17 protein-coding genes are annotated in these 14,123 nt (G+C 57.0%); 5 read left to right on the plus strand and 12 right to left on the minus strand.

Annotated features, from left to right (window positions below; all coding sequences use genetic code 11):
• Positions 1 to 38: 38 nt before the first annotated feature.
• The gene (locus ACM6JQ_RS12195; protein ID WP_414893889.1) at positions 39 to 578 is read left to right on the plus strand and encodes an AidA/PixA family protein; all 540 of its coding nucleotides are present in this window, start codon (positions 39 to 41) and stop codon (positions 576 to 578) included.
• Positions 579 to 614: 36 nt separating this feature from the next.
• Here the strand turns inward: ACM6JQ_RS12195 and ACM6JQ_RS12200 are convergent, their stop codons facing one another.
• Positions 615 to 1,700 (minus strand): type I restriction endonuclease, encoded by a 1,086-nt coding sequence (locus tag ACM6JQ_RS12200; RefSeq protein ID WP_414893890.1) that lies wholly within the window; start codon positions 1,698 to 1,700, stop codon positions 615 to 617.
• Between the two features lie 213 nt (positions 1,701 to 1,913).
• Here ACM6JQ_RS12200 and ACM6JQ_RS12205 point away from each other — a divergent pair, with 213 nt between their 5' ends.
• Positions 1,914 to 2,324, plus strand: coding sequence for a low affinity iron permease family protein (locus ACM6JQ_RS12205; protein WP_095113808.1), 411 nt, complete (start codon positions 1,914 to 1,916; stop codon positions 2,322 to 2,324).
• Positions 2,325 to 2,410: 86 nt separating this feature from the next.
• On the opposite strand, the gene ACM6JQ_RS12210 is transcribed toward ACM6JQ_RS12205, so the two are convergent.
• From ACM6JQ_RS12210 to ACM6JQ_RS12245, 8 genes are all read right to left on the minus strand, one after another.
• Entirely contained in the window at positions 2,411 to 2,914 is a 504-nt protein-coding gene (locus ACM6JQ_RS12210) for a DUF4142 domain-containing protein (protein WP_007911484.1), read from the minus strand.
• 76 nt (positions 2,915 to 2,990) lie between these two features.
• Positions 2,991 to 3,146 carry a KGG domain-containing protein gene (locus ACM6JQ_RS12215; RefSeq protein WP_007911485.1) on the minus strand — a complete coding sequence of 52 codons (156 nt, stop codon included), beginning with the start codon at positions 3,144 to 3,146 and terminating at the stop codon, positions 2,991 to 2,993.
• Between the two features lie 116 nt (positions 3,147 to 3,262).
• Complete coding sequence (locus tag ACM6JQ_RS12220; RefSeq protein WP_007911486.1) at positions 3,263 to 4,612, minus strand: bifunctional diguanylate cyclase/phosphodiesterase; 1,350 nt, start codon at positions 4,610 to 4,612, stop codon at positions 3,263 to 3,265.
• A gap of 79 nt (positions 4,613 to 4,691) precedes the next feature.
• Positions 4,692 to 5,330, minus strand: coding sequence for a LysE family translocator (locus tag ACM6JQ_RS12225; protein ID WP_095113810.1), 639 nt, complete (start codon positions 5,328 to 5,330; stop codon positions 4,692 to 4,694).
• Positions 5,331 to 5,390: 60 nt separating this feature from the next.
• Complete coding sequence (fos, locus tag ACM6JQ_RS12230) at positions 5,391 to 5,807, minus strand: fosfomycin resistance glutathione transferase (protein ID WP_414893891.1); 417 nt, start codon at positions 5,805 to 5,807, stop codon at positions 5,391 to 5,393.
• A 4-nt stretch (positions 5,808 to 5,811) separates the two neighbouring features.
• Positions 5,812 to 6,537 carry a hypothetical protein gene (locus ACM6JQ_RS12235; RefSeq protein ID WP_414893892.1) on the minus strand — a complete coding sequence of 242 codons (726 nt, stop codon included), beginning with the start codon at positions 6,535 to 6,537 and terminating at the stop codon, positions 5,812 to 5,814.
• Between the two features lie 29 nt (positions 6,538 to 6,566).
• Positions 6,567 to 7,301 (minus strand): hypothetical protein, encoded by a 735-nt coding sequence (locus ACM6JQ_RS12240; protein ID WP_414893893.1) that lies wholly within the window; start codon positions 7,299 to 7,301, stop codon positions 6,567 to 6,569.
• A 20-nt stretch (positions 7,302 to 7,321) separates the two neighbouring features.
• Positions 7,322 to 8,233, minus strand: a complete 912-nt coding sequence (locus tag ACM6JQ_RS12245) for a LysR substrate-binding domain-containing protein (protein ID WP_176472357.1) — start codon at positions 8,231 to 8,233, stop codon at positions 7,322 to 7,324.
• A 78-nt stretch (positions 8,234 to 8,311) separates the two neighbouring features.
• Between ACM6JQ_RS12245 and ACM6JQ_RS12250 the strand changes: the two genes are divergently transcribed.
• A complete protein-coding gene (locus tag ACM6JQ_RS12250; RefSeq protein ID WP_414893894.1) occupies positions 8,312 to 8,800 on the plus strand; it encodes a DMT family transporter in 489 nt (162 codons plus the stop codon).
• A 167-nt stretch (positions 8,801 to 8,967) separates the two neighbouring features.
• Here ACM6JQ_RS12250 and ACM6JQ_RS12255 read toward each other — a convergent pair whose 3' ends face one another.
• Positions 8,968 to 10,296, minus strand: coding sequence for a hypothetical protein (locus ACM6JQ_RS12255; protein ID WP_414893895.1), 1,329 nt, complete (start codon positions 10,294 to 10,296; stop codon positions 8,968 to 8,970).
• 219 nt (positions 10,297 to 10,515) lie between these two features.
• Between ACM6JQ_RS12255 and ACM6JQ_RS12260 the strand changes: the two genes are divergently transcribed.
• Entirely contained in the window at positions 10,516 to 11,121 is a 606-nt protein-coding gene (locus ACM6JQ_RS12260) for a hypothetical protein (RefSeq protein ID WP_007911502.1), read from the plus strand.
• A gap of 15 nt (positions 11,122 to 11,136) precedes the next feature.
• On the opposite strand, the gene yiaY is transcribed toward ACM6JQ_RS12260, so the two are convergent.
• Positions 11,137 to 12,285 carry an L-threonine dehydrogenase gene (gene yiaY, locus ACM6JQ_RS12265; RefSeq protein ID WP_007911504.1) on the minus strand — a complete coding sequence of 383 codons (1,149 nt, stop codon included), beginning with the start codon at positions 12,283 to 12,285 and terminating at the stop codon, positions 11,137 to 11,139.
• 156 nt (positions 12,286 to 12,441) lie between these two features.
• Between yiaY and ACM6JQ_RS12270 the strand changes: the two genes are divergently transcribed.
• A complete protein-coding gene (locus ACM6JQ_RS12270) occupies positions 12,442 to 13,461 on the plus strand; it encodes a DUF4917 family protein (RefSeq protein ID WP_414893897.1) in 1,020 nt (339 codons plus the stop codon).
• A gap of 63 nt (positions 13,462 to 13,524) precedes the next feature.
• On the opposite strand, the gene ACM6JQ_RS12275 is transcribed toward ACM6JQ_RS12270, so the two are convergent.
• Positions 13,525 to 14,067, minus strand: coding sequence for a helix-turn-helix domain-containing protein (locus ACM6JQ_RS12275; protein WP_201227620.1), 543 nt, complete (start codon positions 14,065 to 14,067; stop codon positions 13,525 to 13,527).
• Positions 14,068 to 14,123: the final 56 nt, after the last annotated feature.

Consider the following 14,123-nt stretch of genomic DNA (forward strand, 5'->3'; position numbering starts at 1 on the left):
GCTGTCGTTTTGTGCCAACATCATGAAAGGAATCCATGATGACCAGCGAACCGATCCCGTCGCCCTCATCCGGCGTTTGCAGCGCACACAACGTGTTGCTGATCGTCGATGCCGAATCAGTACTGAAGCATTACCCAAATCCAAGTCTTGACGCCGCCGCGCCGACGAGCATTACCGATGGTTTTATCTTTTTCGCAACGGGTAACAACCCGAAAGAAATAGTCACAAATGACAGCTCAATAACAATCCAGGTCGAAACTGGCTGCGACCTGCACGTTCGTGGACGCTCCGTCAGCCTGATCGCCGAACACAGTGTGGTTGTGTACCGCATGACCGTGGCTGACAGCGGTGTGCTTTCCGAACCGAACCTGCAAATTCATACCAACCTGACGGTGCCCGCGCCCAACCCGGACGACCCGACCACGCCGGGCAGTCGAAAAGCTGACGACCACTATTGGACCTGCACGCCGAAGAAACCTGGCGATGTGCAATGCGAACTGAGTTTCATGCTGGTCAATCAGCAGTGTGAAGTGGTGGGTTACTTCCACTGGACGTTAGGACTGAAAATCACGAACTAATCGACAAAAAACCGGCCCTCAAGGCCGGTTTCATTTTCAGTCGTAATAGCCGACCGTTTTTTTCAGATGATCCGAATACTCGTAGATATCATCCACAGAGCTGATCGGATGACGGGTCTCATTTTTTTCCTCATCAAATATACCGATGTACTTCTGTGACCGATTGAAATGCAGCCGGCAGATTGGTTTGCGATTGTTGTCATCCAGCAGTATCCCGAAGTAACTCTGCGTATCACGCTGAACGATTCGCTTGGCATCGACCACCGACCGAACTAGCGCACGAACGATGTGATAGCCCTCAAGTTCCTCCAGAGTTGTCAGGACTTTGTCGTCTGACTCATCCCTCGGATCTACTGGATCAGTGCCGCTAGAAGCGGACGGCAACGATGTCAACGCGGGTTGAATAGCCCCACTCATTGCCGATTTGAGGCGATCATTGATCTGGTCATTCAAAAACTGCACAACGGCTTTTCTCGTCAGCTCATGAAACTGCTCACGTACTTTTTGAGTGATCACACCGTCGTAAACACGAGAGGCAAAAACCTTAACGAAGTCATCATCCGGTTTGCTGACCTGAGCAGCGATAACCTTTTTGATTTGGCTGACATACTTCAATTCGCCAGCGGCGTTGATGATCGAGTCCACATCAAAAGCCGACTTCGTCAGTTTGATCAGCTCTGGAACCGAATACTCATCGATATCGAGAAGATCCAGCTCCAGAAATGGCTTTTCATCCATCTTGTTCGGCGCATCCAGGTCGGTAAAAAACTTGTAGACCTGACCGTTGGTGAGGATGGAGATTCGAGCGCTGGTGACGTGAAAGTAACGAAATAACTGGGAGGCATGATTGATATGCAGAGGCTCACCGATCTTTTTGCACTCAATCAAAATCTGTACTTCGCCCTCCTTCATGATGGCGTAATCAATTTTCTCGCCCTTCTTCGTACCGATGTCACAGACAAACTCTGGCGTCACCTCAGTCGGGTCAAAGACGTCGTAGCCCAGCACCGTACTGATAAATGGCATGACGAATGCATTTTTCGTTGCTTCTTCCGTCTGGATTGCTGCGCTCTGCAACCGAACTTTGGCGGCTAGGCTGGCTAACTTTTCGAAGAATTCCATGAGTGGCCTCTTGCGTGATGTCTGTCCGTGTAATGGGCTACTGGCAATTTGATCGCCACTTGATACTAGCCACAAACCTACACAATGAAAGTTTCGCTATCAGGCGGACTTCGCGCGACCGTGTTTTTATCGAAAGGGCATGGATGTAAGTAGAATTTTCATAACGCCGCCAATGTCTGAATTTCAAGCATTCCCCCAATAAGGAACACGGCTATGAAATTCGCAAAAATCTCCCAGAAGCTCGCTCTATGGGCCGGTAGTCCGAAGACCTTCATGGGCGCGTTGATCCTGATCGGGTTGTGGGGTTTGAGCGGGCCGATCTTCGACTACAACGACACTTGGCAACTGATCATCAACACCTCGACCACCATCATCACCTTCCTGATGGTGTTCCTGATTCAGAACACGCAGAACCGCGACACCGACATTCTTCATTTGAAAATCGATGAATTGCTGTTGGTGACCAAAGAAGCGCAGAACGCGATGCTCGGGCTGGAGGCGCTGGATTTGAAGCAGCTGGAGGCGTTGCGCAGACACTACCGCTCGCTGGGCGAGGGTGAGGTGTTCAATCTTGAGGGATTGGGCGATAAGAGTAAGTCGAAGCAGGATTTAAATGAGTGTTGAGGATTGAAAGCAAAAGATCGCAGCCTTCGGCAGCTCCTACAGGGATTGAGTAGGAGCTGCCGAAGGCTGCGATCTTTTGCTCTTGATTAGCGGCTGGCCTGCAACTGGCGAGCCATCTCCAGATGGCTTTGCAGTTTCGGCAAGGTCTCGTCAGCAAACGCCTTGATCTCCGGCACGTCGGTGGTCTGCGCTTCCTGCTGAATCTGCTCAATGGCCTCTTCAGTGGCTTTGACCTGACTGGCGGCGTAGGCCTGATCAAAGGAGGCGCCGTCGGTCACTTGCGGCATCAATTCCTTGGCCTTGTCGGCCAGCTCTTCACGAGGCGCGACGGGCAGGTCAAGTTTCTTGGCGATTTTCGCCAGGTGCTGGTTGGCCGTCGTGCGGTCGTTGATGACGACGATGGTGTAGTCCTTGACCTCTTTCGATTCGGCCTTGCTGTGGGCCAGACGACTGGCCTCGATGTCGGCCATGCCTTTGGCCGAGGCATCGTTGATGAAATCGGCGGGCGACTGGGCAAAAGCGCTGCTGGCACAGAGGCCCAATAGCGATGCAAAACTCATGGTGCGTATACGGGTGGCCATTCGGCTCATGGTCGCGCCCTCCTTACTTGCAAAATTCAAGCGGGAGCTTACGCCCCCGCCTCTCAATCAAAACTACCTTCACCGACTACTTCGATTTCTGAGCGGGCTTGCGGCCCATGTCTGGTTTTGGCTCTTTGTCGACGGTCGTTGTGGTGGTTTTCCCACCTTTGCGACCTGCTTCAGAGGCCTTCGTTCGATCGTTGGCGAAGTTTCCCGAGTTCGAGTTTCTTGAGTTAGGCATGATTCTCTACCTCTTGGTAATGATCGTGGCGAGCAGGTGCCCGCCTAGATTGAGAATTTTCTGGCCGGCAAAGGTTTAGAAAAATTGCAGTCGCTGCGACGAACGGCGGCCCCGGATCAACTATTCAACGCGTGATGGTTCAAGCGTTTGGCGGCGTACATCGCCTGATCGGCATGGCGGAACAGTTGCTGTTCTTCACTGCCGTGCTCTGGATAGCGGGCCACGCCGATGCTTGGTTCGATGTGCAGGTTGTGGCCATCGAGACGCATCGGTTGCACCAGCACCTGTCGGATTTTTTCCGCCACGCCGTCAGCATCTTCCGAGACCTGGACACTGTGCAGCAACACGACAAATTCATCGCCGCCGATTCTGGCCACGGTATCGGTTTCCCGCACGCAGCCCTTGAGGCGATTGGCTACGGTTTGCAGGAGCATGTCGCCGACGGCGTGACCAAAGGTGTCATTGACCTGTTTGAAGCGGTCCAGATCGACATACAACAAGGCCATGTGCCCGGATTGCTCGCGCGCGCTGGCCAACGCAGCCTTCAAGCGATCGCGCAGCAATTCACGATTGGGCAGCTGCGTCAGTTGGTCGTACTGCGCCATACGTCGCAGGCGGGCGTGCAATTGCTGACGCTCGATGGCCGTGGCGACCTGGGCGCAAACGTATTGCAGCAGTTCCTTGTCTTGCTCGGTGTAGCGCTCGCCGCCGGGCAGGCTTTTGACGATCAAGGCGCCGATGGTGCCGTTTTTCGAGTTCAACGGCACACCGAGCCAGCAAGGCGCGTTCTGCCCGGCCACCAGTTCGGCGAAATCGGCTGGGGAATCTGCACTGTCCGGCGTCAGAAGAATCGGCTGGCCGCTACGGATAACTTCCGCGCACAGGCGTCCGGTGACGGTGCCCGGTTGCTCGGGCTGCAATTCGTGATCGTCGACGTGATAAGGAAAATTCAGTTGTGCGCAGTGCTCGTCGTACAGCGCCACGGAGAAATTCATCGCCGGCAGCCATTCGCCGATGATCAGATGAATACGCTTGAACAGCGCCAGCAGATCTTCCGCCGCATGCGCCGCTTCGGAAATCGCGTACAACGCTGCCTGGCGCGATTCGGCCTGTTTGCGCTCGGTGATGTCGCGCGCCACGGCGATGCGCAGTTGATCGACTTCCGACCAACGCGCCGACCAGAGGATATGCACGACGCTGCCGTCCTTGCGCAGGTAACGGTTTTCGAAGTTGAGCTTGGGTTCGCCGCCCATGATTTCGTTTGCGGCTGCGAGAGTGCGCTGCCGATCCGCCGGGTGCACCAGCTCGATCATTTGCCGGCCGATCAACTCTTCAGGCGAATATCCGAAAACACGCTCACAAGCGGCACTGACAAAAACGAAACGACCCTGCTTGTCGACCGCGCAGACGGCGTCCAGCAACAAATCGATAAAACTCGCCAACGGCGCGGAATTTCGGCTTTCCATGGTTCAGCGTGGGTGTCCGGACAATGCAGCACTGATCAACCATCCCTGACCTTTTTATTGCGCCTCCCTGCACACATTTTCAAGCCTTGTTCGGCATCAGCCCCGGCAGTGCATGCACCAGCGCGTTGATGGCAAAACCGATAAACATCACGCCGCACAAGCGGGTGATAAGCAACTCATGACGCTGATACAGCGTGCGTACCCGTTGCGCGCCGACCACGCCAATCAGAATAGCGTAGGCCAGCAGGCCGCCGAGGAAACTCAGGGCAATCAACGCCGGCAGCATCGACCAGTTGAGCAGTTCGGCGCGGCTCGACAACAGCGCGGTGAAGGTCGCGACCGCCACCGGATAGGCCTTGGGATTGGTCAAACCGAACAGAATGCCGTGCCAGAACGGATTGCGCGCCGCGCCCTGCGGCTCGTCACCGTTGCGACGCTGGGCGCGCACCGCGCGCCAGCCGAGCCAGAACAAGTACAAACCGCTGAGCACACCGAGCACATCAAACGCGGTGCTGCCGATTTCCCGGGCGCCGACAATCGCGATCAGCGCCGTGCTGCACCAGACCACATCACCGAGCAGGTGCCCGCAAAGAAACCCCGCCCCGGCCCGTCGCCCGTGGGCTGCACCAATGCCGAACACCGCCAGCACCCCCGGCCCGGGCGTAATGCCATAAATGAAACCCGAGGCCAGCACGGCCATTAGCAACGATGGAGTCATGGAAAACCTGCAAGCGCCAGAACACGTGGCCGCCAGTCTATAACAGACAAATGTGTCTGATCATGACTCGTCGTAAAAACGCATGCCGGCGTACGGTTTTTGCTGACACGCCGACAGCCGTGAAGCGAGATCGCCGACATGCGCTTCGAGCTTGTGGCCATCGGGATCGAGAAAGTAGAACGATGCGCCTTCGCTGCGGTTATCGCGCCACTCTTGCACGTTTGCCGCTTTTAGCTTCTGCACGAACGTTGAGAAATCGGCTGCATTGAGGCTGAAAGCGTAATGGGTGTAATCGGCGCACGGTTCGCTTGAACGCAGCGGATCAAGCGACAGACACAACCACAGCCCCGGCAGCGACAGGTAAGCGCCGGCGTCCCACGTGGCTTCGACGCGCAGTTGCAACACATCGCGATAGAACGCCAGACTGCGATTCAAATCGCTGACCGCGAGGGTCAGGTGGTTGAGGCCGGTGAGCATGCGGTCAGTAACCTCTGAGGTCTTCGGGGACGATGTATTGCTGGCCGTCGTAGGTCAGGGTGATCTGTTTTTGCTTCAGACGTGTGGTATTGGAAACGCACTCTTTACCCGACTGGGTGTTTTTCATTCTGCTGCCGCTGGTCGTGACGATCAAATCGGCCAGACCATGATGACTGGAAGAGCCGATCTCGACGGTTCGGCGAATCGTCTTTGTGTAGCCTTCGCAATCATTCATGAACTCGCCATTGCTCTTGGCAACCACCAAGCCCTCCAGCACCGGACGCAACTCATTGCCTTCGCGAACATACAGCGCCAGATCGGTTTTCTCGTAGGGAATGGCGTGGGAACTGTGCGCGAACTTTGAACGCAAGCCGAAAGCCCGAACCTCCGGCGCCAGTCGATAACGGGCAGTGTCGATGCGCAGATCCTCAAAGCGCACGGCATCGGAGTTGTAAGCCCCCGGTTTACGGTAAGTGACGATGGGGTTGTAAGTGCTCGCATTGACGATCGACAGATCCAGATCGAACACCCCGGCCTCATCGTCGCCGGCGTCGGCAAGGTAAGTGGATTTAACCGAAATCGCCTGGCTCTGCACGGCCGGCCAGACTTTGCAGCGCGACAGGGATTTGCCGTCGAAGTCTTTGGTCTGGCAAGCGGCCTGGGCTTGAGCGGCCATAGTTAAAAGGCCCATCGCGATGAAAGAGCCCAGCAATGTAGTACGCGAGAACATTATTCTTCCTTGAGTAAAAGACATCGGTCTTAGAGGCCTTTGAAATCTTCAGGCATTACGTAGTTTTTGCCGTCATAGCGAAGTGTCGTCAAGACAGGTTTTTGCGTGACGGTATTGGATACACACGCCTCGCCCTCGCCCTCGCCAACGGTCGAGCTACGGATCGTTTTGATCATCAGATCGGCAAAGCCATGGCTGCTGGTCTTGGCCAGAGCCACGGTTCGTGTAGTCTCGTAGCGCTCTCCCGCACAATTGCCATCCCACTCCCCGCCATATTCATAAACCACCAGTCGATTCATGACAGGACGCAATGCGTTGCCGTCTTTCACATAGAGCGACAACCAGGTTTCATCCACAGGATTCACGCGCGAAGAGCCTTTGAACCGTACTCGCACGCCAAAGGCCTGCAATTGCGGCGCGAGCTTATAGCGGGCGGTATCGAATTTCAGTTCGTCCAGCGCGATGGCATCAACAGAGAATGCGGAGGGCTGATAAAAGCTCGCTAACGGCTGCGAGTCTGCGCTCGCCACCAAGGCCAAACGCAAGTCGTAAAGCCCCACAGTCCCTGATGCGCCATGCACCGGATCGGGTGAGAAATTGGCGACGGCGGTAAGCGTCATTCCGGGATACGCCGGCCAGTCCTTACAGACGGAAAAATCCATCTCATGCGCCGTTGGCGCCGGTGTGCAATCGGCCAATGCCTGCCCCGCCAGCAACCACCCGCACAATACCGCACACCCGATCCAGCCAGACTTCACTGTCACTTCCTTCTCCTTGTACCTTTTCAGCCGCGCACTATCCCCTCCTCAATCGTCCGATTCAACCAGTTCAACGCTTGATCCCCGCCCCGCCGCTTATGCCACGCCAGCACAAACGTGAATGGCGCAATCTCGAACGGCGGCGGCACCACGATCAGTTCGCGCTGATCAATCTCGCGCACGCTGCGTGAAGACACCGTAAGAATCAGATCCGTGCCACTGATGAACTGCGGCGCGACGTTCCAGTGCGGCAGGCTGATCGCGACGCGGCGACGCTCACGCAATGACGTCAATGCGCGCTCGATTTCCGGCGTGCCGCTGCCGCGCATTTCCAGCAGTACATGTGGACGTGACAGGTAGGTCGGCAAATCCAGAACACCGTTGCCCGGCAACGTCTGGCGATCCAGCAGGCAGACGTAGCGCTCTTCAAACAGTACCGAGCTGCGCAGTTCGTGGGGCATTTCCGGGAAGACGCCGGCGGCGACATCGATATCGCCATTGAGCACGCCTTCCAGCATGCCTTCGCGACTGGCATGGCTGATTTGCAGGTCGATCCCCGGCGCTTCCCGGCGCAGGGTGCGGATCAGCGTAGGCAGAATGATCGCTGCGCCGTAGTCCGACATCGCCACGCGAAACGTCCTGCGCGCACTCGCCGGATCGAAGGTGTTCGGCGCCAGCAGCGATTGCACCTGAGCCAACGCTTCGGCCAGCGGCGCGACCAGTTCCAGCGCTCGCGCGGTGGGCACCAGCGTCGAGCCGGCACGCACCAGCAGCGGATCGCCGAGCAGATCGCGCAACCGTGCCAGCGCATGGCTGACCGCCGGTTGACTGAGGTGCAAACGCTCGGCGGCGCGGGTGACGTGCTGCTCGCTGAGCAGGGCGTCAAGGATCACCAACAGATTGAGGTCGATACGACGTAGATCATTCATCTGATGCATGTACTGGATGACGAAACGGAATTTAAATCTGCTCGACGAATACCCTAGAGTCCAGCAAAACCTCTTGGAGTGATGAACATGAGTACGTTGCAGTGGGCCGGTTTGCTGGTGCTGGCCGCGTTTGCCGGGGCGGTGGTGCCGTTTCAGAGTGCGATCAACAGCAATCTGGCGCGTGGGCTGGGACATCCGTTGTGGGCGACATTGGCGTCGTTGCTGGTCAGCGTGATCGTGTTGCTGCCGGTGATTCTGGCGTTGCGTTTGCCGTTGCCGTCGTTGGCGTTTATCAGCAAGGCGCCGTTGTGGATGTGGGCCGGTGGTGCGTTTGGTGTGTGTTTTGTTGCGTTGGCGGTAGCGTTGTTGCCCAAGCTTGGCGCTTCAGGGTTTGTCGCGCTGGCGTTGGCAGGGCAAGTCATTGCGTCGATGGCGCTGGATCACTTCGGGTGGTTCGGGCTGATTGAAAAACAACTGACGGTATCGCGGGTATCGGGCGCGCTGTTGTTGATTGCCGGAGTGGTGTTGATTCAGTTTGGCGGGGTGTTTGAGAAGAATACAGTGGCTGCTGGATGATCGTTTGAATCGATGTTTTTCAGTGTCTGGAAGTCAGTCTTCGCGAGCAGGCTCGCTCCCACAGGGGATCGAATTTCAATGTGGGAGCGGGCTTGTTTGCGAACGCGTCACAGCAGGCCACCGATCTCGGAGGATTGCCGTTCTGCCAATCAACCGACGGGGGGATTTCACAGATCACTGACCGATGCGGTTAGCAAGCGAATCAGTTGCACCCTGCCATTTCTGTTCCCCAAGACCAGCACCGATGAATTCTGCATACAGGCACTCTTCGCAGGCCACTCGATCTGCGCCGCACCCTCGACGTTGAATGCCGGATCCACGGCGCCATTTGCCAAAAAGCCTCCCGTCAGTAAACCTCGTGTGCCCCCCGAGGTTTGTCCAACCGTGACGATTCGATGGCCGGCGCTGTCATCCAGGGCGAACCCTTCCGTCCAGCTCCTGAGATCGAGGGTCCCTGTCGCAGGGGTGATAACCGGATATTTGCCATTGAATGCTTCATCCTTTTCGCCGGTGTGGGTGATGCCGCTGATAAACGCGTGCTGGAATTTGTCCCCTGCCGACGCTTCGACCGCCGAACCGAGCAAGAGCAAGCGCTCTGACGTTTGCACAATGACCTGCTCGACCGAGCTTTCGAGCGGCTTGTCATCCTGTTCAAGGTTCAACAGCAATGTCCCCTTGTTGCCAAACGCCTCTGCGACGTTTCCGCTGCTGTCGAACGCCATGACCAATCCCTGATTGGTTATTTCCGTTTTGCCATGCACCAGAATAAGCCCATCGTCGAGTTGGATGATCCCTCGCAATGAAATTGCCACCTCCTTAAGCGTCAGGACAATCCAGCCGTTGGCAGCGAACGATGAGTCGTCGGAGCCATCCAGTAGGAAGCGCGTCAGCAAGCCACTGCCCTTTTGCGAGGTCACGAAAAGCAGCCTGTCCGGCTCCGCCGCCAGGGGCGTGGACTTCGCCAGAATCAGACCGCCACCCGTGGCGCCTGTCAGCAGAGGAATACGCGTGGGCACAACCCGATAACCGCTTTTATGGTCATGGTCATCGTCATCGTCGCCGAACCCGGTATCCGGCGAGCCGTCGGGCATGAATCGAGCGATGACCTGTTGGTATTCGATGGCTGTGTCTTTGCTCTCGCCAATCACGCCGCACAGGTAGATCCGGCCGGTTGCATCCACGATCAACTGTCCGGCTTGCGAGAGCAGACCATTGCCAAATCGGCCGCGAAGATAGCCGCCATTACCAAAGCCCGGATCTGGATTGCCATTGGCATCCAGACGCGCCAGGCCGTAGTACGAAAGGTCTGATACCTCAACGGTTGCGCTGACCATGATCTGCCCTGACGGCGTTATCGCCACCCCATGACCAATGGTCTTGCTCGCTCCGGGAAAATTCAGCGTGCGCAGGCCAAAGCGATCATCCAGCTCTCCTGCTGATTGTGCTTTTGCTGTTTTGGGGGCTTTCGATACTGTGGGTGCTGTGGCTTTCGGCATGTTCGCGTGCTCCTTGAGAGATCGACGTCGACCCCCGTTGTCAGAGCATTCGATCCGAAGTAGCCACGCCGGACAACTGACAGAAATGACAGTTTTTTAGAAGAAAATGAAATTGCGTATCAAGCAAAAAAAGCTAAAAAACTGGTAGTTCTTACAGGTTCTAAACGGGACACGCCGTGCCAGTGTTTCGTTTCAAATCAGCCTGAAACGAGAAACACAATGAGCACTCCCGACAAGCCCAACACGCAACCTGTCCCGCCCCCAACCATCACGTACCCCGAAAAGGACAAGAACACGGGGGTAGCAACACTGTTTCTCGGCAGCGGTATACCGGGTGCTCTGGTGCAGGTTTGGGACATTGAAGAGACGCATTCGCTGGGTGGAGGACAGGTCAGCAAAAATGGACGATGGGCGTTCAGCTTCAGCGGAGCCCAGTCCTCGGGGGAGCATGGGATTAAAGCCCGCCAGGAGGTGGAAGGCGTCGAGTCAGGTTGGAGTGAGGAGCGCAAATACAAGGTGCACTTGCGGCCCCCCATCAACATTCCGGTCGTTATGGAACCGGAGGAAGAAGCCGAGGTAGATGCCGTTCCGGACTTTTATGGCGATGTCACGCAGCCCACTGGCATCGTTAGCATTATCGATTTGGACAACGACCTGGAGATTGCCAGAGCCGACGTCGACAGCGAAAAGCAATGGCATACTCAACCTACCCTCCCCCTGAAGGAAGGCAGGTATCGAATATCCGCCATTCACAATATCAATGGAAAATTGTCAGATTGGGGCCGTGTTCGAACGTTTACGGTGACCTCTGAGGGCAAGGGCTGACCCCGTCGTAACCGCTCAAAACGCGTTACGAAAAATCTCCTCGATCTGGCGCTGATCCGCCGCCCGAGGATTGGTCAGACCGCAGGCGTCTTTCAGCGCATTGCTGGCGAGCAGCGGAATGTCACTGAGTCTGGCGCCCAATTCGCGCAGGCCATCGGGAATCTCGACATCTTTGGCCAGGCAGCGGATCGCATTGATCGCCGCCTGCGCCCCCTCTTCGGCGCTGAAACCGCGAATATCGGCGCCCATGGCGTGGGCAACATCGGTCAGCCGATCGGCACACACCAGCGCGTTGAACGTCTGCACATGAGGCAGCAGCACCGCGTTGCACACGCCATGGGCCAAGTCGTAGAACCCGCCCAATTGATGCGCCATCGCATGCACGTAGCCGAGCGAGGCATTGTTGAAGGCCATGCCGGCGAGGAACTGCGCGTAAGCCATATTTTCCCGCGCGGCGAGGTCGCTGCCGTCACGCACAGCCAGGCGCAAATTGTTGCTGATCAGGGTCATGGCTTTCAGCGCACAGGCGTCGGTGATCGGATTGGCGGCAGTCGAGACATACGCCTCGATGGCGTGGGTCAGCGCATCCATGCCGGTGGCGGCCGTCAGACCTTTGGGCATGGCGACCATCAGCTCGGGGTCATTGACCGACAGCAGCGGTGTGACGTTGCGGTCGACGATGGCCATTTTCACGTGCCGTGATTCGTCGGTGATGATGCAGAACCGGGTCATCTCGCTGGCGGTGCCGGCGGTGGTGTTGATCGCGATCAGCGGCAGTTGCGGCTTGCTTGATTGATCGACACCTTCGTAATCACGGATCTGCCCGCCATTGGTCGCGCACAGGGCAATGCCTTTGGCGCAGTCGTGCGGCGAACCGCCGCCCAGCGAGACGACGAAATCGCAGCGACTTTCCTTTAGCAGCCCCAGACCCGACTCGACATTGGCAATGCTCGGGTTCGGTTTGGCGCCGTCGAAAATCACCGAATCGATGTCCTGCATCGCCAGTTTCTCGGCAACCATCGTGGCCACGCCAGCCTTGGCCAGCCCCGTGTCAGTGACGATCAACGCTTTGCGAAAACCGTAGTTGCGAATGGCGACCATAGCTTCATCGAGGCAGCCGTTGCCCATGATGTTTACCGCCGGAATGAAAAAGGTGCTGGTCATGCGCGCATCTCCTGACAGGGGCCGAATCGACTGCTCCGGTTCGGCGGATAGACACAGCATCGACCGATCGGTCACGAGCGATGTTGATCTGGCTCAATGCCCGCTCGTGATAAAGTCGCCGTCCATCAGCCCCTTTGTTTTGAGACCGCCTACGCAATGACCGATTTTCTCGATGTCGACGCCAGCCTCGAAGACTGGAACACTCTGCGCGCCGCGACCGACTTCAACGGTCTGTTGGTAGGCAATGGCGCCAGCCGTGCGGTGTGGGACGACTTCGGCTACGACTCGCTGTTTGAAAACGCCCGCACCGTCGAAGAAAAACCGCTGAGCCCGTCGGAACTGGCGGTGTTCGACGCGATGCAGACGCGCAGTTTCGAGCAGGTACTCGGCGCACTGAAAACCACCAGCCGGGTCAACAAGGCGTTGGCTGTCAGCTCGGCGGCGCCGCGCAATCGTTACTACGCGATCAAGGAAGCGCTGATCAACACCGTGCACGCCGTGCACATTCCGTGGCGACTGGTGAAGCCTTCGACGCTGGCGACGTTGAACGAAGAACTGGCGCGCTATCGCACCGTGTTCACCACCAACTACGACTTGCTCAATTACTGGGCGCTGCAACATCAAGGCGACGCCATCGACGACCTGTTCAACGGCGCCAATGCGAGTTTTGATCTGAGCGAAACTGCCACCGACAAACCGCGCCTGTTGTACCTGCACGGCGGTCTGCATCTGGTGCGCAATCAGGACGGCACGGCGCGCAAACTGACTTCAACCGAGGGCACGTTGCTCGGTAGTTTTGCGATCAACAACACGATCAAGACACTGGATGACGTGCCGCTGTTCGTCACCGAAGGACCGAGTGCGGACAAGCTCAAGACTATTCGCAGTTCGGATTACCTGTCGTTCTGTTATGAGCAGTTGCTCGGGCATGGCGGCAGTCTGTGCATCTTTGGCCATGCCTTGGGCGAGCAGGATGCGCACATCGTTCGGGCGCTGCGGTTGGCGAAACCTGCAACGGTGGCGATCTCGATTTATCCGCGCAGTGCGGCGTTCGTTCAGCATCAGAAGCGGCATTACGCGCAGGTGTTCGAAGGCACGGGCGTTGAGTTGCGGTTTTTTGATGCCAAGAGCCATGCGCTCGGCAGCCCTAAGTTGTCGGTGCCGGTCGAGGTTTAAAGCAAGATCAAAAGATCGTCCGAACGCGGCCCGAGCCTTCGGACGATCTTTTGACTCTAAGGTTCATTCTTCGGCGCTGTGTACCACCACCAGCAACTGCGCCTGCACCTCGCCAACCGAGCGGATCCGGTGAGGTTTCTGCGCATTGAAGTGCAGCGCGTCGCCGCGCTCCAGCAGCACCTTCTCGTTCATGAAATCCACTTCGACCTGCCCTTCGTGGACGAACAGAAACTCCTCGCCCAAATGCTCCTTGAAGGTTTTGTCAGTGAACTCGCTCGGCGGGTAGATGATGAACGGCAGCAGGTTGCGCTCGCTGACCTGATGCGCGAGCACGGCATATCCCGGACTCTGGTCATTGGCCGCCAATGACTGGCGCTCATGGCTGCGCACCAGGCTGTAGCTGTCGAGGCTGACGTTGTCTTCGGAGAACAATTCCTCGACTTTCACGTTCAACGCCTTCGCCAGTTTCAACGCGGCAGCAATCGACGGGGTGTTCAGCCCGCGCTCGACTTTCGACAGATAACTCTTGGTCATGCCGGACTTTTCGGCCAGTGCCTCAAGGGTTACGCCAAGTTTTTTTCTTAACAATTTCAAACGGATAGACATGCGCGACAGTTATTCCAGCAAGGAAGCGACGATTTGTGCTTGCCAATGACACTTTG

This window comes from Pseudomonas sp. IT-232MI5 (genome assembly GCF_949767845.1).
Classification (GTDB): domain Bacteria; phylum Pseudomonadota; class Gammaproteobacteria; order Pseudomonadales; family Pseudomonadaceae; genus Aquipseudomonas.